18 protein-coding genes are annotated in these 21,106 nt (G+C 66.5%); 10 read left to right on the top strand and 8 right to left on the bottom strand.

Going from position 1 to position 21,106, the window contains the following annotated elements:
* Window positions 1-2 precede the first annotated feature (2 nt).
* From pth to P3L18_RS12770, 3 genes are all read left to right on the top strand, one after another.
* On the top strand, window positions 3-569 hold the full coding sequence (gene pth / locus P3L18_RS12780) for an aminoacyl-tRNA hydrolase (protein WP_006370848.1): 567 nt from the start codon (window positions 3-5) through the stop codon (window positions 567-569).
* A gap of 75 nt (window positions 570-644) precedes the next feature.
* Window positions 645-1,715: a beta-ketoacyl-ACP synthase 3 gene (locus P3L18_RS12775; RefSeq protein WP_276114242.1), complete on the top strand. Its 1,071-nt coding sequence runs from the start codon at window positions 645-647 to the stop codon at window positions 1,713-1,715.
* Between the two features lie 119 nt (window positions 1,716-1,834).
* Window positions 1,835-2,473 (top strand): hypothetical protein, encoded by a 639-nt coding sequence (locus tag P3L18_RS12770; protein WP_276114241.1) that lies wholly within the window; start codon window positions 1,835-1,837, stop codon window positions 2,471-2,473.
* 50 nt (window positions 2,474-2,523) lie between these two features.
* Here the strand turns inward: P3L18_RS12770 and P3L18_RS12765 are convergent, their stop codons facing one another.
* Window positions 2,524-3,285, bottom strand: a complete 762-nt coding sequence (locus P3L18_RS12765) for an ABC transporter permease (RefSeq protein ID WP_006370844.1) — start codon at window positions 3,283-3,285, stop codon at window positions 2,524-2,526.
* Window positions 3,282-4,295, bottom strand: coding sequence for a daunorubicin resistance protein DrrA family ABC transporter ATP-binding protein (locus P3L18_RS12760; protein WP_006370843.1), 1,014 nt, complete (start codon window positions 4,293-4,295; stop codon window positions 3,282-3,284). The genes P3L18_RS12765 and P3L18_RS12760 overlap by 4 nt, the downstream gene beginning before the upstream one ends.
* Before the next feature lie 258 nt (window positions 4,296-4,553).
* Between P3L18_RS12760 and P3L18_RS12755 the strand changes: the two genes are divergently transcribed.
* From P3L18_RS12755 to P3L18_RS12740, 4 genes are all read left to right on the top strand, one after another.
* Window positions 4,554-5,570, top strand: coding sequence for a beta-ketoacyl-ACP synthase III (locus P3L18_RS12755; protein ID WP_014359290.1), 1,017 nt, complete (start codon window positions 4,554-4,556; stop codon window positions 5,568-5,570).
* A gap of 85 nt (window positions 5,571-5,655) precedes the next feature.
* Window positions 5,656-7,266, top strand: coding sequence for a peptide chain release factor 3 (locus tag P3L18_RS12750; RefSeq protein WP_276114240.1), 1,611 nt, complete (start codon window positions 5,656-5,658; stop codon window positions 7,264-7,266).
* 9 nt (window positions 7,267-7,275) lie between these two features.
* Window positions 7,276-7,950, top strand: coding sequence for a hypothetical protein (locus tag P3L18_RS12745; RefSeq protein ID WP_276114239.1), 675 nt, complete (start codon window positions 7,276-7,278; stop codon window positions 7,948-7,950).
* Window positions 7,951-8,246: 296 nt separating this feature from the next.
* On the top strand, window positions 8,247-9,521 hold the full coding sequence (locus tag P3L18_RS12740; protein ID WP_276114238.1) for an HNH endonuclease signature motif containing protein: 1,275 nt from the start codon (window positions 8,247-8,249) through the stop codon (window positions 9,519-9,521).
* Window positions 9,522-10,065: 544 nt separating this feature from the next.
* On the opposite strand, the gene P3L18_RS12735 is transcribed toward P3L18_RS12740, so the two are convergent.
* Both P3L18_RS12735 and P3L18_RS12730 read right to left on the bottom strand, forming a co-directional pair.
* Complete coding sequence (locus P3L18_RS12735) at window positions 10,066-11,073, bottom strand: enoyl-CoA hydratase/isomerase family protein (protein ID WP_276114237.1); 1,008 nt, start codon at window positions 11,071-11,073, stop codon at window positions 10,066-10,068.
* A gap of 5 nt (window positions 11,074-11,078) precedes the next feature.
* Window positions 11,079-11,969 carry a LysR family transcriptional regulator gene (locus P3L18_RS12730; protein ID WP_276114236.1) on the bottom strand — a complete coding sequence of 297 codons (891 nt, stop codon included), beginning with the start codon at window positions 11,967-11,969 and terminating at the stop codon, window positions 11,079-11,081.
* A 92-nt stretch (window positions 11,970-12,061) separates the two neighbouring features.
* Here P3L18_RS12730 and P3L18_RS12725 point away from each other — a divergent pair, with 92 nt between their 5' ends.
* Both P3L18_RS12725 and P3L18_RS12720 read left to right on the top strand, forming a co-directional pair.
* On the top strand, window positions 12,062-12,997 hold the full coding sequence (locus tag P3L18_RS12725) for a DMT family transporter (protein WP_276114235.1): 936 nt from the start codon (window positions 12,062-12,064) through the stop codon (window positions 12,995-12,997).
* 132 nt (window positions 12,998-13,129) lie between these two features.
* Entirely contained in the window at window positions 13,130-14,665 is a 1,536-nt protein-coding gene (locus P3L18_RS12720; RefSeq protein ID WP_276114234.1) for an ABC-F family ATP-binding cassette domain-containing protein, read from the top strand.
* Between the two features lie 36 nt (window positions 14,666-14,701).
* Here P3L18_RS12720 and P3L18_RS12715 read toward each other — a convergent pair whose 3' ends face one another.
* Window positions 14,702-14,896: a YbdD/YjiX family protein gene (locus tag P3L18_RS12715; RefSeq protein WP_014359282.1), complete on the bottom strand. Its 195-nt coding sequence runs from the start codon at window positions 14,894-14,896 to the stop codon at window positions 14,702-14,704.
* Entirely contained in the window at window positions 14,893-17,175 is a 2,283-nt protein-coding gene (locus P3L18_RS12710; protein ID WP_276114233.1) for a carbon starvation CstA family protein, read from the bottom strand. Before P3L18_RS12710 ends, P3L18_RS12715 begins: the two co-directional genes overlap by 4 nt.
* Window positions 17,176-17,270: 95 nt before the next feature.
* Between P3L18_RS12710 and P3L18_RS12705 the strand changes: the two genes are divergently transcribed.
* On the top strand, window positions 17,271-18,047 hold the full coding sequence (locus P3L18_RS12705) for an alpha/beta hydrolase (RefSeq protein ID WP_276114232.1): 777 nt from the start codon (window positions 17,271-17,273) through the stop codon (window positions 18,045-18,047).
* A 3-nt stretch (window positions 18,048-18,050) separates the two neighbouring features.
* On the opposite strand, the gene P3L18_RS12700 is transcribed toward P3L18_RS12705, so the two are convergent.
* Both P3L18_RS12700 and P3L18_RS12695 read right to left on the bottom strand, forming a co-directional pair.
* Window positions 18,051-19,898 carry an ABC-F family ATP-binding cassette domain-containing protein gene (locus P3L18_RS12700; RefSeq protein ID WP_276114231.1) on the bottom strand — a complete coding sequence of 616 codons (1,848 nt, stop codon included), beginning with the start codon at window positions 19,896-19,898 and terminating at the stop codon, window positions 18,051-18,053.
* 67 nt (window positions 19,899-19,965) lie between these two features.
* Window positions 19,966-21,087: a lipase family protein gene (locus tag P3L18_RS12695; protein ID WP_276114230.1), complete on the bottom strand. Its 1,122-nt coding sequence runs from the start codon at window positions 21,085-21,087 to the stop codon at window positions 19,966-19,968.
* Window positions 21,088-21,106 lie beyond the last annotated feature (19 nt).

The following is a 21,106-nucleotide window of genomic DNA, read 5'->3' as shown; positions in this document are numbered from 1 at the left end:
ACGTGAAACTCATCGTCGGACTGGGTAATCCGGGTCCGAAGTACGAGAAGACACGCCATAACATCGGCGCCATGGTCGCCGATCATCTGGTCACCTCCGCCGGTGGGCGGTATTCGGTGCACAAGCGCTCCGGCGCCGAGGTCGCATCGATACCGCTCGCCGGCGGTTCGGTGTTGGTGGCCAAGGCGCGGACCTACATGAATACCGTCGGTCGTCAGATCGGGCCGCTGGCCAAGTTCTATTCGGTCACACCGGACGACCTGATCGTGCTGCACGACGAACTCGACATCGACTTCGGTCTGGTGCGGCTCAAACGCGGCGGCGGCGAAGGCGGTCACAACGGGCTGCGCTCGGTGAGCCAGTCCGTCGGCACCCGCGACTACCTGCGGGTCCGGCTGGGCATCGGGCGGCCACCGGGTCGGCAGGACCCGGCCGACTTCGTGCTGAAACCGTTCCCCTCGGCCGCACGTGCCGAGGTCGATCTGCTGATCGAACACGGCGCCGACGCCGTCGAACTGTTGCTCACTGCCGGTCTGGAAGCAGCGCAGAACACCGTGCACGCCTGGTGATCGCCGCGTCGGCGCCAAGGCGTGAAAGCGCAAGCACATAGAATCTCTCCCGGCGCAACCCGAAGGGAACGACACGTGGCGAAACTCGCAGCGAACACCGGACACCGTAACGTCGCGATGCTGGGCATCGGTGCGTACCGGCCGAGGCGGCTGGTCAGCAATGACGAGGTGTGCGAGGTCCTCGACAGCACCGACGAATGGATCTACGAACGCAGCGGTATTCGTAACCGCCGCTGGATCAGTGGCGACGAGAGCGCCCGCTCGATGGCCGCGGCCGCCGCCGAACGCGCCATCAGCAACTCCGGTGTGGCCAAGGAGGAGATCGGTGCGCTGATCCTGGCGACCAACAGTTGGAAGACCAAGATCCCGCACGGCGGCCCGATCGTCGCCTTCGACATCGGCCTCAACGGCATCCCCGCCTACGACATCGCCGCCGGCTGCGGCGGGTTCGGATACGCCCTCGGTGTCGCGGCCGATACCGTGCGGGCCGGGTCGGCGCGGTACGTGCTGGTGGTCGGGGTGGAGACGATGTCGGTGGTCATGGAACCCACCGACCGCAACACCGCCTTCATCTTCGGCGACGGTGCCGGCGCCGTCGTCGTCGGGCCGAGCGAGGAGAACGGCATCTCCCCTACCGTGTGGGGCTCCGACGGCGAGAACGCCGAGGCCATCGGGCAGAACTACGACATCCCCGCCTACATGGACCGCGCGCAGGAGTACCAGCACAAGGATCCGGAGAGCGACCCCGTCGGCCGGATGGTCGTGACGATGCAGGGCCCGCGCGTGTTCCGCTGGGCGGCGATCACCCTGCCCAAGGCGTTGGCCGCGGTCATCGAGACCTCCGGTGTGGGCATCGAGGACATCGAGGTGTTCATACCCCATCAGGCGAACGCCCGCATCAACGAGCTCATGAAGAAGAACCTCGGATTCCCCGACGACCTCCCCATGGCCAACGACATCGAGAACACCGGCAACACCTCAGCGGCGTCGATCCCGCTGGCCATGGAGGAGATGCTCGCGACCGGCAGGGCCCGCGGCGGCCAGACCGCGATGCTGCTCGGTTTCGGTGCGGGGCTCTCCTACGCGGGCGCGATCGTCACTCTCCCACCGGCGCCGGCGATCACGAGTTTCGACGAGCTGGGCTGAGGCTTACCGCTGAACTGTTTCGTTCCCGCGTGGCGAATTCGTTGCGCGGGAACGACATCGATTAGCGGAAGTGTCGTGAGCAGTCACGCGGCGACAAGGCCGAGAGGCGCGAGTCTGCGATGCAACCTGGGAATGAACGCAGCGGTGTGGCCGTGATCAATCCCCAGGGCACCGGCACCGACTTCTATTCGCTCGACGGCACAAAGACGGGTTCGCTGCAGGGTTGGGCACCGGCGGCGCAGAACGACGACACCGGTGCGCCCGCACCGCCGGCCCCTGTCCTGGGGCGCATCGCGGCCGACCTCGGGAAGACCTCGCACATCGTCGGGGCCGCCAATCCCAGGACCGGCCATATCATCTGGCGCCGAACCGGTTCCGAGTTCAACGCGGTCCAACTGTCGGCGGTGATGGCCGGTGATCTGTTGGGCCTTCGCCTCCGTCAAGGCGGCGGGTCGACCGCACCGAGCACCAACGACGGCAACCCGAATCCCGATGGCCCGGTGCAACTGTTCGACCCGTTGACCGGTGCAGTCCGCTCGGTGCCCATCACGATCGGTATGACGCAGACGACGACCGACGTCCTGAGCACCGACGGGACACGTCTGATCACGAGTCGGGGATCCACCCTGACTGCCTACGACCTCGCCACCGGGGCACAGGCCTGGCAGTTGCAGAGCGACGGACAGTCGATGCGCAGCGCGGGATCCAACATCTTCGGCACAGGCGGTTCCGACGGCGTCTCGTCGATCGGCCCGTGACCGGGGAATCTCCCGCGAGCCTTCAGAACGGAACGTGAACGCTCCTCTCGTCAGGCATTCTCCTTCCGGAACACTGATGTCCCCCACCAGGTCCCGAGTGCCGCGAGAATCGCCGCGGCGAGTACCGACCACAGCACCGCCATCGTCGCGATGTCACCGCCGAAGGTGTCGCGGACGCCGTCGACGATCCAGCGGAAGGGCATGAAGTCGCTGAGCCGCTGCAACCAGGCCGGGCCGAGGGTCATCGGTAGCAGGATGCCCGAGAGCAGCAGCACCGGCATCAACACCATGTTGATCACCGGCGCCATCACGTCTTCACTCTTGGTGGTGAGCGCCAACGCATTCGACGCCGCCGCACAGGCCCCGCCGATGAGCAGCGTGATGACGATGCCGACGATCACCCCGATCACCGAGCCGCGCATCCCCATCGCCCAGCCGAGCAGCACCAGGATCAGCGCCTGCACGAACAGTTGCAGGAGGTCGCGCATCAACCGGCCGGTGAGCAGCGCGGTGCGGCTCGCCGGAGTCACCCGCTCGGCCTCGATGACGCCTTCTCGCCATTCGCCGATGAGGCTGAATCCGGCGAACATCGCCCCAAACATGCCGAGCTGCACGAGCAGGCCGGGCACCAGGAAGGTGTAGGGATTGTCTGCGCCACCGGGGAATTGGGCCACCAAGGGTTTGAGGAGCGGTCCGAACAGCACGAGGTAGAGCACCGGCTGCAGGACCCCGATCACCACCCATGCGGGATTGCGCAGGTTCATCCGGATCTGGCGGCGGAAAACGATGTGGGATTCACGCAGGAAGGTCATCGCAGTACTCCTTCGTTCTCGATCTCGGTCTCCGCGGCGTTCTCGGTCGCGGCTTCGGCGTCGCGCAGCGATCTGCCGGTCATGGTGAGGAAGACGTCGTCGAGGGTTGGTCGGATGATCTCGATGGAGTCCAATTCGATGGATTCCGAGGTCAATTCACGGAGCAACGACGGAATGTGACGGCCGGCGTGCTGCACCCGACCGCGAACGTGGCGGTCGAGGGTCTCCACCGAGCCCGCGATGGTCGCCAGTTTGGCAGCCGCGGTGGACACCTGCGCGGCGTCGGAGATCTCGAGGTCGACGAGATCACCGGACACCCGCGACTTGAGGTTGTCCGCGGTGTCGGCCGCCACGATCCGGCCGTTGTCGATGATGAGGATGCGATCGGAGAGTTCGTCGGCCTCGTCGAGGTAGTGCGTCGTCAAGAAGATCGTCGCCCCGTGTTCGGTGCGCAACCGCCGGATGTGCTCCCACAGGTTGGCGCGGGCCTGCGGGTCGAGGCCGGTGGTCGGCTCGTCGAGGAACACCAGGGTCGGGTCGTGAACGAGTCCCATGGCGATGTCGAGGCGTCGCTTCTGGCCGCCGGACATGTTCTTGGGCATGCGTTCCCAGAGTCCGTCGAGTTGCAACTGCTCGAAGAGTGCCTTGCCGCGCCGTGTGGCGTCGGCGCGCGACATGCCGTAGAGCATGCCGTGATCGACGACCTCATCCCCGGCCTGCGCCTGGCTGAACGTTCCGCCGGCCTGCGACACGTAGCCGATGCTGCGCCGCACCATCACCGCGTCGCGCACCACGTCGTAGCCGTTGACCGTCGCGGTGCCCGCGGTGGGCCGTAGCAGTGTGGTCAGCATTCGCAGCGTCGTCGTCTTGCCGGCACCGTTGGGTCCGAGGAAGCCGACGACCTCACCCTCGGCGATGTCGAGGTCGACCCCGTCGACCGCGCGAACCTCTCGTTTCTGTTTACCGCGTCCGGTGTGGAAGGTCTGCACGAGACCTCGTGCATGGATCATGGGTTCCCTCTCCTCGACTCTGTTCACCATTCTCAAGGCCGTCATCTGTCCTGTCGGTGGATCTGTCCGATTTCCGACGCCTGCACATGTACAGACCCGCGTACCGACGAGAATTCACCGAATCGCGGACAGTCACCGTCCGTGAATCCGCAACGTCCCAGAAGAGCAACCGACGACCTGGCCGGACACGTGTACTTCCCAGTAGCGGCGACATGTGAGACGGTCTATGGCGAGTCGCATAGCGGAAGGAAACCACTTATGACCGTGATCGCCGACAAGACCGGTGTGAACAACATCGGGATGCTCGGAATCGGCGCGTACCGCCCCGAGCGCGTCGTGACCAACGACGAGATCTGCGAGCACATCGATTCCTCCGACGAGTGGATCTACACCCGCACCGGCATCAAGACCCGCCGATTCGCGCGGCGCGACGAGGACGTCACCCAGATGTCGGTCGCGGCCGGCCGCACGGCGATCGCCAACGCGCTGCTCTCGGGGTCCGACATCGACGCGGTGATTCTCGCGACCAACACCCACCTGCTGCTGACGCCGGCCGGCGCGACCAAGGTCGCCACCGAGCTCGGCTGCAACGGTGTCCCGGCCTTCGACGTGACCGTCGGCTGCGCCGGTTTCGGCTACGCGATGGCGCTGGCATCGGACATGGTGCGCGGCGGCAGTGCCACCCACGTGCTGGTCATCGGTGCCGAGCAGCTGTCGGTGACGCTGGACATGACCGACCGCGGCAACTGCTTCATCTTTGGCGACGGTGCCGGCGCCGTGGTCGTCGGGCCGACCGAGGACCAGCAGCTCGGCCCGGTCATCTGGGGTAGCGACGGTTCGCAGTACGACGCGATCCGGCAGGACATCGATTGGGTCACCTTCCTCGACGGCGACCGCGTTCAGCGCCCCTACGTGCGACTTCAGGGCACCGCTGTCTTCCGGTGGGCCGCGTTCGAGATGGGCAAGGCCGCCCAGCGCGCCCTCGAGGCCGCCAAGATCGGCACCGAGGACCTCGACGTCTTCGTACCGCATCAGGCAAACTCGCGGATCAACGAACTGCTCGCCAAGAGCTTGCACCTGCCCGAGCGCACCGTCGTCGCCAACGACATCGAGTACACCGGCAACACCTCGGCGGCCTCGATCCCGCTCGCCATGGAGGATCTGCTCTCCACCGGCAAGGCCAAGCCCGGCGACACCGCGCTGCTGCTCGGATTCGGCGCAGGCCTGAGCTACGCGGCCCAGGTCGTCAAGATGCCGCCGGTGCCGTTCGAGTAGTCGGGACGGCCGAGGGGGTCAGGCGACCGAGCGGTCCGGGTTCGTGGGTTTGGGACGCCGCGGCCTGGCCCGATAGCCTCAACAGGTGAGTTCTTCCGTTGCCGACGAGGTCCGCCGGCGTCGTACCTTCGCCATCATCTCCCACCCGGACGCCGGTAAGTCGACCATGACCGAGGCGCTGGCGCTGCATGCCCGCATGATCAGCGAGGCCGGCGCCATCCACGGCAAGGCCGGCCGCAAGTCCACGGTCTCGGACTGGATGGAGATGGAGAAGGCGCGCGGCATCTCGGTCAGCTCGACCGCATTGCAGTTCAACTATCTGCCCGCCACCGCCGGACCCGACGACGAACCCGCCGTCATCAACCTCGTCGACACCCCCGGTCACGCCGACTTCTCCGAGGACACCTATCGGGTGCTGACCGCGGTCGACGCGGCGGTCATGCTCATCGACGCCGCCAAGGGGCTCGAGCCGCAGACCCTCAAGCTCTTCCAGGTGTGTCGTCATCGCGGCATCCCGGTGATCACCGTCATCAACAAGTGGGACCGGCCGGGGCGCACGCCGCTGGAACTGATCGACGAGATCAGTGAACGCATCGGTCTACTGCCGACGCCCCTGTTCTTTCCCGTCGGTATCGCAGGCGACTTCCGCGGATTGCTCGATCGCCGAACGGGCCGCTACATCCACTTCACCCGCACCGCCGGTGGCGCCACCATCGCTCCCGAGGAGCTGATGGATGCCGACGCCGCGAGCGCGCGCGAGGAGCAGGCGTGGACCGAGGCCGTCGAGGAGAGTGAGTTACTCACCGAGATGGGGCAGGATCACGATCAGGAACTCTTCCTCGGTGGGCAGACCTCGCCGATGATCTTCGCCTCGGCGATGCTGAATTTCGGTGTGCGCCAACTACTCGAGACCCTCGTCGAACTCGCACCGTCGCCGGTCGCGCGCGCCGGGATCGACGGCGAGGTCCGCGAGCCCACCGATCCGTTCAGCGCCGTGGTGTTCAAGGTGCAGGCCGGCATGGATTCAAGCCACCGGGATCGATTGGCGTTCATGCGGATCGTGTCCGGCGAATTCGAACGCGGCATGGTCGTGACACACGCGCAAACCGGAAAACCGTTCGCCACCAAGTACGCCCAGGCGGTCTTCGGCCGTGATCGCTCGACCGTCGACACCGCCTTTCCCGGCGACGTCGTGGGACTGGTCAACGCGACCGCCCTGGCGCCCGGCGACACACTGTACGACGACCCGCGCATTCAGTTCCCGCCCATCCCTTCGTTTGCGCCCGAGCACTTCTCGTCGTTGCGTGCCACCACCGCCGACAAGTACAAGCAGTTCCGCAAGGGCATGGACCAGCTCGACAGTGAAGGCGTCGTTCAGGTGTTGCGCAACGAGTTGCGCGGCGACGCCTCACCGGTTCTCGCCGCTGTCGGTCCGATGCAGTTCGAGGTCGTCACCGCCCGCATGAAGGCCGAGTACAACGTCGACACCATCATCGAACCGCTCGGCTACACCCTGGCGCGACGCACCGACGCCGACAGCGCCGACGAGCTCAACCGTCAGCGCGGCGTCGAGGTGTTCACCCGGAGCAGCGACGGGGTGCTCCTCGCACTGTTCAGCGACAAGTGGCGCCTGCAGTACATCGAGAAGGAACACCCCGATCTGCTCCTGGAACCGCTTGTCGCAGCCGCTGATTGACAGATCACGGTGACCACCTCTCGTCGGTGGGGTGCACTCTGCGTGCTGGCCGTCATCGCAACGACTTGCGGGTGTGACACCTCGAAGCCTCCCAGCAGGATGTCGGCGTCGTCGGTGCAGCGTGAGTCGCTCCGGCTCGATCCACGCGAGTGCGCACGGACGCCGCCGACGGGTGCGATCGATCGCGTCGCCTACGATCTTCGATTCACCCGGGGCCGCATGCTTGTTGCGGTCACCCCATCCGGGGGCACCGGACGCTGCTACTCGTTTGCGAAGTCGGGCAACACAAGCCCCGAGGTCCCGCCGGACTCGTTGCTCTTCACCTTCTCCGGGCCGGGCACCGACGGCGCCCAGTTGGAGTTCCTTGCAGGCGATCTCACCGGCGGCGGACCACCCCCGGTCGCCGGCACACCGACTCCCGGTCCGCTGACCGGCCCGATCACCGCTCTCGTCGGAGTCTCCGTGGACGGGGTGTACCGCTCCTCAGCCACCTGCCGGCTGACCGTGACCGCCATGTCATCCCCCCTTGCCGCCGGACACTTCACCTGCCCCGAAGCCACTGTGCCGACCGCAAATCCGCTTTCCCCCAACGATGAACGTCCGTTTGATGATTCGTCGGCACCGACGATGCCGTCGGACGCGGACACCGCGACCCTCTCCGGCTGGTTCGAGCTGACCCCGTAACTCCTCCCCCAATGCCCCCGATGGTCGAAGCCCCCCGGTGGTCGAGGTGCGAGCCGCGTGCGGCGAGCCTCGAGACCCGGCGAGACAACAAGCCTCCCAACCACATCGAAAGCAAGACAAACGAAACCCGCACTCCCTACCACACCCCACCGACAGAAAACTGCCGCCAGCCCACCCCCGAAACCCGTTGTCCACAAGCACCTTTCCCTCCACACACTCGTCGAACACCCTTGCCTTAACCCATATGTTCGAGTACGATGGAGCCATCACACCGATCAGCCACCGGGGAGGGGCCCATGATCGACACCACCGAAGCTCTTGACGCCGAAGCACTCTTCGCCGCGATCGTCACCCAACTCAGCGACGTGCAATGGGATCCGGAGATGACCGGCCCTCAAGCTTTCGGCGCGATGAAACAAGTCCTGTTGTTGCGGAACCTGATCGATCACCACGCCACCACCCTCACCGGCGAGATGGACCGGCTCGGCGTCGCCGACCACAAAACCACCCGACTGCGAGAACTGTTGATCAGCATGGGCTTCGCACCCGCCATCGCTTCACGATATGTGCGGGTCGCGGCCACCACCGACATCGATCTACTGCTCGCGCATGCGGCCGACGGGTCGATATCGTCAGAGCATAGTGATGCCATCGTCCGCGGACTGGCGCACATCGACACCCGCTCCCCCGAACCTATGGACACCGTCCAACGCTGCGAGTTTCTGCGAAAACTGCTGTCGCACTATTTCGCCGGTTTCACTCCAGCCGAGATCAACCTCTACGCGCGGCAGTTGGGTAACGAGCTCGCCGCGGAGACGCCTGGCGGGTTGCCAGCTGCGGAGGACAAGAAGATCAACTCCTACACCGACCGCATCACCGATGACGGACGGTTGGAGATCTCGGCGAACCTCGACATCGTCGCCGGCGAGAAAACCCGCACCCTGATGGAAACGCTGTCGGCGCCCAAGCCCCAGCCCGACGGGTCGCCGGATCCGCGGACACCCGAACAGATCTGTGCTGCCGCGTTCGAGACGATCGTTGAACTCGCGGCACAAGGATTGGCCGACACCACCTTCTCGGCCAAACCGACCAACGGGTTGTTGTGGACCTGGTCAGCGGACAACCCCGCGCTCGGCGGCGAGTTGCAGAACATGGGTCCGATCACCGAAGCCACCGCCAAGTTGTTGTCGTGTGACACCACCATCACCAAGATCATCCTCAACACCGATGGCGTACCCCTCGACGTCGGACGCCAGGAACGATTGTTCACTCCCGGCCAACGCAAAGCGTTGTTGGTGCGTGATCGTGGGTGTATCAAGTGCGGCGCCCACGCCGGACGCTGCCAAGGACACCACGTGCACCACTGGAGTGAGGGTGGTCCTACCGACCTCGACAACGGCTGCCTGCTGTGCAGTAGTTGTCATGATGATGTGCACCACCACGGTTGGGACATCATCATGGGATTCGACCGACATCCGTGGCTCGTTCCGCCCGCCAGCATCGATCCGAAACGACAACCAGTGCCGTCGTATCACCGGCGGACCATGCGACTCGACGACACCGCAGCCTGACCTGCACTGCCCCACTGCCTGATTCCCTGCACCCGGCATCGTCGGGACCGCATCTGTTGTTTGAGAACTCCATAGAGATAATTCCCACCCGATGGTCGAGGTGTCGTGGCCGTCCGTGGCCCGGATAACCTTCGGCACAAGAGGTCTCGAGGCTCGTCGCTGGCGCTCCTCGGCACCTCGACCACCGGATGGGAAGGGCGGAGCATCCTTCCGTGGCGAGTCGCCTTCCCCGCTGGTCGAGGTGCGAGCCGCGTGCGGCGAGCCTCGAGACCACCTGAACCGGAGCTGGAACCGGACCACCATGCACCGGATACCCATCGGCACAAGAGGTCTCGAGGCTCGTCGCTGGCGCTCCTCGGCACCTCGACCACCGGATGGGAAGGGCGGAGCATCCTTCCGTGGCGAGTCGCCTTCCCCGCTGGTCGAGGTGCGAGCCGCGTGCGGCGAGCCTCGAGACCAACTGCAGCAAAGCTGGATTCGGACCGACGTCGCCCAGATACACTCCGAAACAACAGGTCTCGAGGGAAACTACCGATCCGAGGTGTCACACACCGACGATGCGGGAGACCTCTGCGGGATCGACGTCGTCGATCTCGGCGGGGACGAAGGCGGGAGTTCGGTCCTTGTCGACCAGTACCGCTCGCACACCTTCGGCGAAATCGTGGGTTGCGGTGATCTTTTCGGCGGAATGCAGTTCGCGCTCCAGACATTCGTCGAGCATCGCGGTCTCACCGAGTTCGAGCAGTCGTGCGGTGACCCAAAGACTGGTCGGCGATGCGTGGCCGAGAAGGTCGAGCATCTGCGCGGCCCACTCGTCGCCGACCGCACCGCGCAGACCCCCGACGATCCCTGCGACATTCGTGTCGGAGAAGTATTCGCCGATCTGCTCCACGGGCAGCGGTGGGTGGTCGGTGTGCTTGTCCGGTGAGGGCACCAGGATCTCGCCGAGTGGTGCGCCGGAACGGATTCGGTCGGCAACGCCACCGAGTTCCGCGGACGGCACGAAGTGCGTCGCCAGACCCACCGACAACGCCTGCGAACCGCGAACCCGAGCGCCGGTGAGCGCCAACCACATTCCGACCCCCTGCGGCAGCCGGGGCAAGAAGTAGGTGGATCCGATGTCGGGGAAGAAGCCGATCGCGGTCTCGGGCATCGCGATCATCGCCTTCTCGGTGACCACTCGGATCTCCCCGTGCACGCTGATTCCCAGACCACCGCCCATGGCGGCACCGTCGATCAGCGCGATATGCGCCTTGGGGTACTCGGCGATCAACTGATTGAGCCGGTATTCGTGGGAGAAGTAGCGGGTGATCGACTCGGTATCGCCGGCGAGCGCGCTGTCACGGATCGCGCGGATATCGCCGCCCGCGCAGAAGGCGCGGTCGGTACCCGAGGTCAGCATCACGGTCTCGATGTCGTTGTCGTCGGCCCAGCGCAACAGCACGTCATACATGTCGTCCACCATCGACTGGTCGAGCGCATTGAGGGCCTTGGGCCGGTCGAGGACGATCTCGCCGACCCCGTTGGCAACATTGGTGCGGATGTACGACATGACGTTCACGCTAGCGCGTCAGCGCGCCGTCGGTCACCCGCCTCGACCTGCGACGTCGTCTCGGCCAGTGCCGCGCGCGTCGCGGCCTGCACCGACTCGGGGACCGTCGGCGCGAAGCGGACCTGCAGCGCGCACGACGGCGACGGCGGCAGCGATGCGACCTCGCGCAACCCCTCCGGCGGGCGGCTGACCACCGGCAACAACACCACGCCGAGCCCCGCACGCACCGCGGCGGTGACGCCGGCCAGGTCGGCCGACTCGACGATGATCGCGAAATCGATCCCCGCCTGCCGAAGGATGTCGAGGGCCACACCTCGGGTCGAGCAGGGTTCGTCGAACACCACCAGCGGCAGCGGCTTGTCGGGCTCGACGACGAGGTCTGGAGCCCCGAACCAGCGCATCGCAACCCGAGGGCCCAGCAGTTCGGTCGTGGGTCCAACCGGTTCGTGATACACCGCGACATCGACGTCGCCGTTCTCGATGGCCGCAATCACCCGACGGCTGCGGTCGAGACGAAAGGTGACCGCGTGCCCGGGGCACTGCTCCCGCAGGATTTGCGAGAGAAACGGCAGCGACCAGTCCGCGCCGTGCTCGGTCGTGGCCACTGTCAATGTGGGAGTGGCGGAGCGAATATTCAAGCGCCGCACCGCATCATCATGGGCGGCGAGGATGCGGTGCGCTTCGGCGAGCATTGTCTCCCCGTCCGCGGTGAAGCGGGTGATCCGCCCTTCACGCTCGACGAGCTTGAGTCCGGTCACGGTCTCGAGCCGGCGGACATGCTGACTGACCGCGGACTGGGTCAGGTGCAGCGCCGTCGCCGCACGGTGAAAACCACCGCAGGTGGCCACTGCGACGAGACTGCGCAGCGGGGTGATGTCGAGAACCGTGTTGGCCATGACGCCCAGCGTACGTCGATCAGGATTCATGATCAATCACGATTACTGATCATTGTTGGACGACGAGCGTGGTCGCCGCGAGGCTGGAGCACATGAGAATCCCTCCCCTGCCCGCCGCCGCTTTCATCCTGTTGTGGGCCTTCGGCTATCCGCTCGGGGCGCTCGGCGTGTCCGCGATGTCGCCGATGGCGCTGCTGACCATCCGATTCGCGGGATCCGCGGTAGCCCTCGGCATCATCGCCGTCGTGACCCGCCGAGCCTTCCCCCGCGGACGGCAGCTCGGCCACGTCGCCGTCGTCGGATTGCTGACCCAGTTCCTCCAATTCGGCTGTGCCTACCTGGCATTGCAGCTCGGGGTGCCCGCGGTCATCGTCGCACTGGTCATTGCCCTGAACCCGGTGGCCACGGCGATACTCGCGTGGCCTGTGCTCGGTCAACGCCTCGGGTCGCGGCAATGGACCGGCATCGCGGTCGGCACGGCCGCGGTCCTGGCCGCGTGCCTGCCCCGGGTGATGGCCGACGCCTCGACGATGGGCATCGCCGTCGGCCTGACCCTCCTCGCCCTGACGGGGGTCGCGCTCGGCGGTATCTATCAGCAACGCTTCTGCGGCGGAGTCGATCTCGTCGCCGGCAATGCCGTCCAACTGACCGTGGCCCTGATACCCACGGCCGCAATCACTCTCGCGACTCCCGAGTCGATCACCGATCCACTCCGGGCGACCTGGGTGCTGCCGACGATGATCATCGCCTCGTCGATGATCGCCACCACCCTGTTCCTCCGGCTGGTCAACACCGCCGGTGCCGCGGCCACGTCGATGTTGTTCACACTCATCCCCTCGGCGTCGGCACTGCTGGCGTGGGGTCTGCTCGGCCAACGCCCCGATCTCGGAATCGTCGTCGGACTCGTCCTGGGCGCCGCGTCGTTGGTGATCGTGCGACGCCCGGGCGCCTCACCCCGGAACATCCGGCGAACAAAAGCGGTTGACACACCTGTCCGGGGGCGCGCTATCGTGAACGCGCATCCCTGAGGCACGCCAGCCAGCTGATTCACATCGAGGAGTGATCTGCCAGTCATGAACATCTGAGGTCGGTAAACCACCGCGAGAGTCGACGCCGTACGCGACGTCGCCGCGGAATCCTCACCACCTCAAGGAGTTCTCATGGCGTCACCCCTGCACCCTTCCGGATCGATCACCCTCTCGGGCGTCTCTTTCGCCTGGCCTGATGGCACCCCCGTCTTCGACGATCTCTCGATGAGCGTCCCACCAGGGATCAGCTCACTCGTCGGAGCGAACGGCGCCGGCAAGACCACGTTGCTGCAACTCATCCTCGGCGCACTGTCGCCGTCCACGGGCAGCATCTCGGTCTCCGGCGACTGCGCGCTGGTCCCCCAGCATCCGCAGGGCCACTCCGACGACACCGTCGCCGACGTCTTGGGAATCGCCACGATTCGCAACGCTTTACGACGGATCGAGAGCGGATCGGTCCAACCCGACGACTACGACACCGTCGGCGACGACTGGGACGTCGAGGAGCGCGCGCTCGCGCAACTGTCGGCGTTGGGCCTCGTCGCCGACCTGGACCGCACCGTCGGCACCCTCTCCGGTGGCGAGTCGACGATGCTCGCGATCGCGGCCCGCCTCCTCCGCCGCCCCGACGTCCTGCTGCTCGACGAGCCAACCAACAATCTCGACACCGATTCGCGAACAGCTCTTTTCGAGGCGCTCGACGCGTTCTCCGGAACCGTGCTGCTGGTCAGCCACGACCTCGAGTTGCTCGATCGCGTCGACACCACGATCGAGCTGTACCGAGGCAGAGTACGGCTCTTCGGCGGTCCGTACACGCTGTACCGCGAGGTCCTCGACACCGAGCAGGCAGCCGCGGAGGCTGCCGTCGCCAACGCCGCGGGTGACCTGCGCGCACAGAAACGCGACCTCGCCGACGCCCAGATCGCCCTGGACCGCCGGGCCCGGACGGCGGCGAAAGCCGAACGCGAGAAACGGGTCCCGAAGATCGTCGCCCACGGCCGCAGGAACGCGGCACAGGTATCGGCGGGCAAGTATCGCACCTCGCACCGCGAGGACGTCGCCGCGGCGGCGGGTCGGCTGGAATCGGCGCGCGCCGACGTCCGTGCGGACCGGACCGCGCGGATCTCGATGCCCGAACCCGACCTCGCCTCGCACGCCCAGGTGATCGCCGACGACCGGCTGCGCCTCGACGGTCCGGAGCGAGTCGCGCTCGTCGGTGCCAACGGGTCCGGGAAGACCACCCTCATCACCGACCTCATCGCCGGCGACCGCATACTTGTGCCGTATGCCCTGGTGCCGCAACGCATCACCTTCGTCGATCCGTCGCGGACGATCGCCGAGGACCTGTCGTTGGCTCATCCGGATGCCGGCATCCAACAGGTTCGAGCGCATCTCGCCCGATTCCTGTTCCGCGGCAACGCCGGTGACCGTGCCCTCGCCGAGTTGTCGGGCGGTGAGCGCCTGCGGGTGGCGTTGGCGTCGGCGTTGCTCACCGACCCGACACCCAAGCTCCTGATCCTCGACGAGCCGACCAACAACCTCGACATCGACACCACCGAGGAACTGGTGTCGGCGTTGCGTGACTGGACCGGTGCGCTACTGCTGGTCAGCCACGACCCGGGGTTCCGCGACCGTGTCGGCATCGACCGCACGGTGCGGATCGGGTGAGCGTCACCCAGGAGTAACGCCTCAGAACGACACGCCCTAACAGCATCGGCCCTGCGGGTTGTTCTCGACGTGGTCCCATCGGTGGCGCCAGTAGTCGCGCTCGCTCATCGGCGGCGTCGGATCACCATGTGCGGCATGGTGTTGCAGGTACCGTTCGTAGTCCCGGTCACCCATGACGCTGCCGACGTACCACGCGACACGTTCACCCATCCGCTGCAGTATCTGCCTCATGTGACCGTCTCGGTCTTGCGCTGGATGGCGATGTCATCCCATTCCCGCTGGACCTCGCGTTCGGCGGCGGTGGTGATGAGCCCGCTCGGCCCGAAGATGCGTGAGGGTTCCGGTGGGTCCTCGGTGGTCGGGAGTCCGCCAAGACGCAGTGCCTTCATCGAGACGTAGACACCGACGACCACCACGATGAGCACGAGTACCGCGAAGATGATCGACAACGTGCCCTGGATAAAGGTGTTGCGGATGACGGCGTCGATCTCGCCAATGTTCTTGGCGGTCTTGAACGACGTCTTGCCGGCGTCCTTGGCGTTGGCGAAGTCGCGGTGCTGCGCCCAGTAGCCGATGGCCGGATTCGACGAGAAGATCTTCTGCCAGGACGCACTCATGGTGACGATCACATCCCACACCAACGGGATTCCGGGTATCCACGCCCACTTGGCCTGTCCGCGTTTGAACAGGATGACGGTGACGACCGTCAACGCGACCGCGGCGAGCAACTGGTTGGCGATGCCGAACAGCGGGAACAGCGTGTTGATACCGCCGAGCGGGTCGGTGACGCCCATCAGCAGGATCGAACCCCATGCGGCGCAGACGATCACGGTACACAGCCACGCTCCGGGCCGCCAGGACGGATCCTTGAAGCGGCTCGCACCGGGGATGTTGCCGATGCCGTCGGACAGCATGAACCGCGCAACCCGGGTACCGGCGTCGACGGTGGTCAGGATGAACAGCGCCTCGAACATGATCGCGAAGTGATACCAGAACGCCCGCAACGATTCCCCTCCGATGGCGCGCTGCAGTGTGTCGGCCATACCCATCGCGAGGGTGGGTGCACCACCGGTGCGGGAGACGATCGAGGATTCACCGACTCCCTCGGCGGCGGAGGTGAAGTCCGCTGCGGTGACCGGATTTCCGCTCACCCCGAGTCCGTTGACATAGTCGGCGGCACCCTGCGCGGTGCCATCGGTCAGCGCCTTGGGTGCGTTCATGCCGAAGTAGATGTGCTGATCGAGGATGCAGGCGGTGATCAACGCCATGATCGCCACCGACGATTCGGTGAGCATGCCGCCATATCCGATGATCCGGGCCTGCCCTTCCTTGGCCAGCAGTTTGGGCGTGGTGCCGGAGGCGATGAGGGCATGGAATCCCGACAGCGCACCGCAGGCGATGGTGATGAACAGGAACGGGAACAATGCGCCGGAGAAGGCGGGCCCCTTGCCGTTCCAGGCGAATTCGCTGACGGCCGGTGCCTTCATGACCGGTTGGACGATCAGGATGCCGAGGGCCAGCAGGGCGATTGTGCCGACCTTCATGAACGTCGACAGATAGTCGCGGGGTGCCAGTAGCAGCCAGACCGGCAGTACCGCGGCGGCCACACCGTAGATGATGATCGCCCAACTCAGGAAGACCGGTGAGAGGGTGAACCAGTCCTTGCCCCAACCGGATTCGCCGACGTAGCGGCCGGCGACGATGGCGGCGAGCAGCAACACCACACCGATCAGCGAGATCTCGCTGACGCGACCGGGCCGCAGGTAGCGCAGGTAGATACCCATGAACAGGGCGATCGGGATGGTCATCGCGATGGAGAACACGCCCCACGGACTGTCGGCGAGCGCGTTGACGACAACCAGGGCCAGCACCGCGATGAGGATGATCATGATGACCAGCACGGCGACGATCGCGGCGGTGCCGCCGACCCGGCCGAGTTCGTCGCGGGCCATCTGTCCGAGGCTGCGTCCGCGACGCCGCGTCGAGATCGACAGCACCAGATAGTCCTGAACGCAGCCGGCGACCACGGCGCCGATGATGATCCAGATGGTTCCGGGCAGGTAGCCCATCTGCGCGGCGAGTACCGGTCCGACGAGTGGACCAGCTCCGGCGATGGCGGCGAAATGATGACCGAACAGCACTCGACGGTCGGTCGGCATGTAGTCCTGCGCGTTGTCGAATTCCTCGGCGGGCGTGGCGTGATCGTCGCGGGGCTTGACGACCTTCATCTCGATCATGCGCGCGTAGAAACGGTAGGCGATGACGTAGGTGCAGACTGCCGCGACGACGAACCAGACGGCGTTGACGTTCTCCCCACGGATGAACGCCACGATCACCCACGCCACCGCACCGAGCAGGCCGATGACGGCGAACAGGATTTTCTTCGGCACGGTCATCGGTGAGCGGTCGATGATCGCGACGGGTGGGAGATCGGGATCGTTGCGGATGAACTCGACGTTCGGATAGTCCTCGCGTCGCTCGCTCGTCGGTGTCGGTTCGGTCATCGTCATGGCGTTGGTGGGCCCTTTCGACGTCTCGAGTGGAGCCACGGATAGTGGCCTGCGTCACTATACGCGGACGGTCAAAGCGGTCATACTGTCTCCCGATGAGCTGCAACGAACCCGAAATGGGTACCAGCGCACGGTCGGAGAAGCCCACTCCGGTGGTGCTCGTTCACGGTCTGCGCGTCAGCGGTGCGTCGCTGCATCGCATCGCGAGCGCCGTCACCGACCGGCCGGTGATCCACCCCGACCTGCCCGGTCACGGCACACGCAGCGCCGAGACCTTCACGATGGCCGAGGCGGTGTCCGCCGTCGTCGACGCCGTCGACCAACTCGGCGCACCGGCGGTCCTCGCGGGAATGTCGTTGGGCGGCTATGTTGCGATGGCCACCGTGGCCGCGCATCCCGAGCGCGTGGCCGGGCTCGTCGCGATGGGGTCGACCGCCCAGCCCAGCGGGTTGTTGGCCGCACCGTTTCGGTTGTTCGGCGCGGCCACCTCGTTCCTACCCGCGCAGAGCGCCGAGATCAGCCGGTTCCTCACCCGGATGGCGTTGGGCGCGCAGGTCTCCGACGACATGGAGGCCGGCGGGCTCGCGTTGCACTCGATTGCCGATGTGGTCGACGAGATCGCCGGATTCGACGCCCTGTCCGCGCTCGCCGGATATCCGGGACCGCTGCTGTTCGCCAATGGTGGCTGGGATCAGTTCCGAATCCACGAACGCAGGTTCGCCGCTCTGTCGCCCCGTGCGCATCTACGCGTCATGCCTCGCGCCACCCATCTGTATCCGCTGGTCCAGCCGGCCGTGGCGGGAACGATGATCAGTGAGTTCGCGGCGTCGATCGACGCCGAGCGGGTAACGCAGCCGACGTCGGCACCCTGAGCCTCACTCGATGGCTTCGGCGGCCTCGAGCCACGCCGCTTCGGCGGCTTCCTTACCGGAAACCACTTGCCGTAGTTCGGTATTGAGCGACACCAGACGTTCGGGGTCGGTGGCCGCGGCCACCAGCGCGGCATGCAACTCGTCCTCGCGCCGCGAGAGTTGCTCGATCTGCCGCTCGGCCCGGTTCATCGCCTTGCGTGCCTCGCGGTGTTCGGCGGCACTCACCGCGGGTCGCTCGGCAGGAGCGTCGGCCGTACCCGGGGTCTGCGCGTCTGCGGTCTGCCCCGATGCCGCCTGCGACGAACCCACCTTCGACGAACCCGAACCCGTGGTGCCGGAACGCATCTCACGACGCCGATCGAGATACTGGGCGATCCCGCCCGGCAGGTTGGTGAGCGAGCCGTCACCGAACAACGCCCACGTGGAGTCACAGATCCGCTCGATCAGGTAGCGATCGTGGGAGATGACCACCATGGTCCCGGCCCACGAGTCGAGGAGATCCTCGAGCTGTTGCAGGGTGTCGATGTCGAGATCGTTGGTCGGCTCGTCGAGCAACAACACGTTCGGTTCGGCCATCAGCACACGCGTCAACTGCAGGCGCCGACGCTCACCACCGGAGAGATCGCCGACCGGGGTACGTTGTTTGGCCGGCGAGAAGCCGAGCCGTTCGGCGAGCTGACTCGCCGAGTACTCCTTGTCACCCAACATGATCCGCGCGGCGACCGACTCCACCGCGTCGAGGACCCGTTGATCCTCGTCGAGGTCGTCGAGTTCTTGGCGCAGCCAGCCCAGTTTCACGGTCACGCCCTCGATGCGACGGCCGGGGGCCACGTCGACTTCCCCGGCCAGCGCACGCAGCAACGTCGTCTTGCCCGATCCGTTGACCCCGACCAGACCGATACGCTCCCCCGGCGCCAGTCGCCAGGTCAGATTGTCCAGCAACGCCTGTCCCGCAGGTGTCTCGATGTGCGCGTCCTCGAGTTCGATGACGACACGTCCGAGCCGACGCTTGGCGAACGTCGACAACGTCACCGTGTCACGGGGCGGCGGGACGTCGCTGATCAGCTTCTCGGCGGCCTCGATTCGGTAGCGCGGCTTGGAGGTTCGGGCGGGCGGTCCGCGACGCAGCCACGCCAGCTCCTTGCGGGCCAGGTTGCGTCGCCGCTCCTCGGCGGCGTCGGCGAGGCGCACCCGCTCGGCGCGGGCGAACACCCAGTCGTTGTATCCGCCCTCGTACTCGTCGACCCGACCGTCGTGGACCTCCCAGGTCCGGGTGGCGACGGTGTCGAGGAACCAGCGGTCGTGGGTGACCACGACGAGTGCGCCGCGACGCCGCATGAGGTGATCGGCGAGCCATTGCACGCCTTCGACATCGAGGTGGTTGGTGGGCTCGTCGAGGATCAGGACGTCGGCCTCGGAGACCAGCGCGGCGGCCAGCCCGACGCGGCGTCGCTGTCCGCCGGAGAGTTCGTCGACCCGAGCGTCGAGCAGTTCGTCGACGCCGATGCCGGCGAGGATCCCGCGGACCCTCGGGTCGCCGGCCCACTCGTGCACGGCGATGTCGGGACCGCCGACGACGACCTCGGCGACCGTCTTGCCCGCCGGCAGCTCACCGCGCTGGGTGACCACGGCGATGCGCGCCCCACCCGCCCGCGACACACGCCCCGAGTCGGGTTCGGTGACGCCACCGAGGATCTCCAGCAGCGTGGTCTTGCCGCCGCCGTTGAGTCCCACCACCCCGATGCGCTGCTCCTCGTGCACGCCGAGGCTGACCCCGTCGAGCAGGGATTTGATGCCGAAGCTCTTGCTGATGCGGTCGGCGTTGATCAGCGCGGAGGGGGCGGGTGGCACCGGTAGACGATAACAACCCCGGACTGTCGGGCTCTCCTGTGGCGCCGACTCCCCGCCGGTGCGGTGCTCAATCCCGCCCGAATGCCGCCGCGGCGGTACCCATCACCTGATCGAGCGAATCGGCGACGACGGCGGTGTGGTCGGCGCGGGTGTGGGTGTGCAGGTCGACGTCGGTGCCGTCGGCGTGCATCGAGCGGACCAGCTTCGCGGTCAACGGGAACGGCACCACCGGGTCGAGCAGGCCGTGATCGATGCGGATCGGCACCGTGTACCCGCCGGTCGGCACCCGCGTGTAGTCGGCGAGCGCGGCCACGAAGCGCTCGTCGCCCAGCGAGGAGTCCAGCAGATCTCCCGGCGCCACCGACCGCATCGCGGCCGACACCTCGCCGTTGCACTCCGATCGCGCGAGATCGAGATAGCGTTTGCCCGCCTGGGTGAGGTGATCGGTGACGTGCAGATCGGGTCGCGCGTGGTCGAGGCCGGCAAGGATGTAGAGATACAGCGCACTGACGGTGTTGAGTTTCCCCAGGCTCGGCACGCTGGGCGTGAACGACTTGGTGAGTACCCCTTCGATACCGGAAGCCGGTGCCAGGGCCAGGATTTCACGCAGATTCAGTTCCGGCGCGTACGACGGCGCCTCGTGCCCGGCGAACAATGCCGCATGCCCGCCCTGCGAATGCCCGGCGGACACCCACTCGGTACCCAACGACGCGTCACGGGCGCGGGCCGCGCGGATCATGTCGATCACCGAGTGCGCGGCGGCCCGTCCGCCGAGGTACTCGGTCTCACCGGGTGCGCCGAGGCCCGCGTAATCGGTTGCGGTGACCGCATATCCGCGCTTGAGAGCGTCGATGATCGCGGTGTCGACACCGGAGCCCTTGCGGGTCCGGCTCGGCGCGCACTCGTCGGCGATCCCGGTGGTGCCGTGCGCCCAGGAGAAGATGCGCCACCCGCCCGACGGCGGCGTGCCCTTCGGAACGTAGAACACGCCGGTGGACAACGCCATTCGATCATTCTGGTCGCGGGTCGCATACGTGAGGCGTTGTCCCGACGCCGCGCCGGGCGGCAGGTCGGCGCCGACGATCACAGTGCCGGCGAGCACGCGCCCGGGGATCGGGGTCGCGGTGGCCGAGCCGGCTCCGAGCGACGCCAAGCCGACCGTCATCAGTCCGACCACGACTGCGACCACACCGACGACCCCGAGCCGA

It is taken from the genome of Gordonia sp. N1V (assembly GCF_029269935.1).
Lineage (GTDB): Bacteria > Actinomycetota > Actinomycetes > Mycobacteriales > Mycobacteriaceae > Gordonia > Gordonia polyisoprenivorans.
Note: the sequence above shows the minus strand (reverse complement) of the source record. Positions and strands in the feature narration are given on the sequence as shown.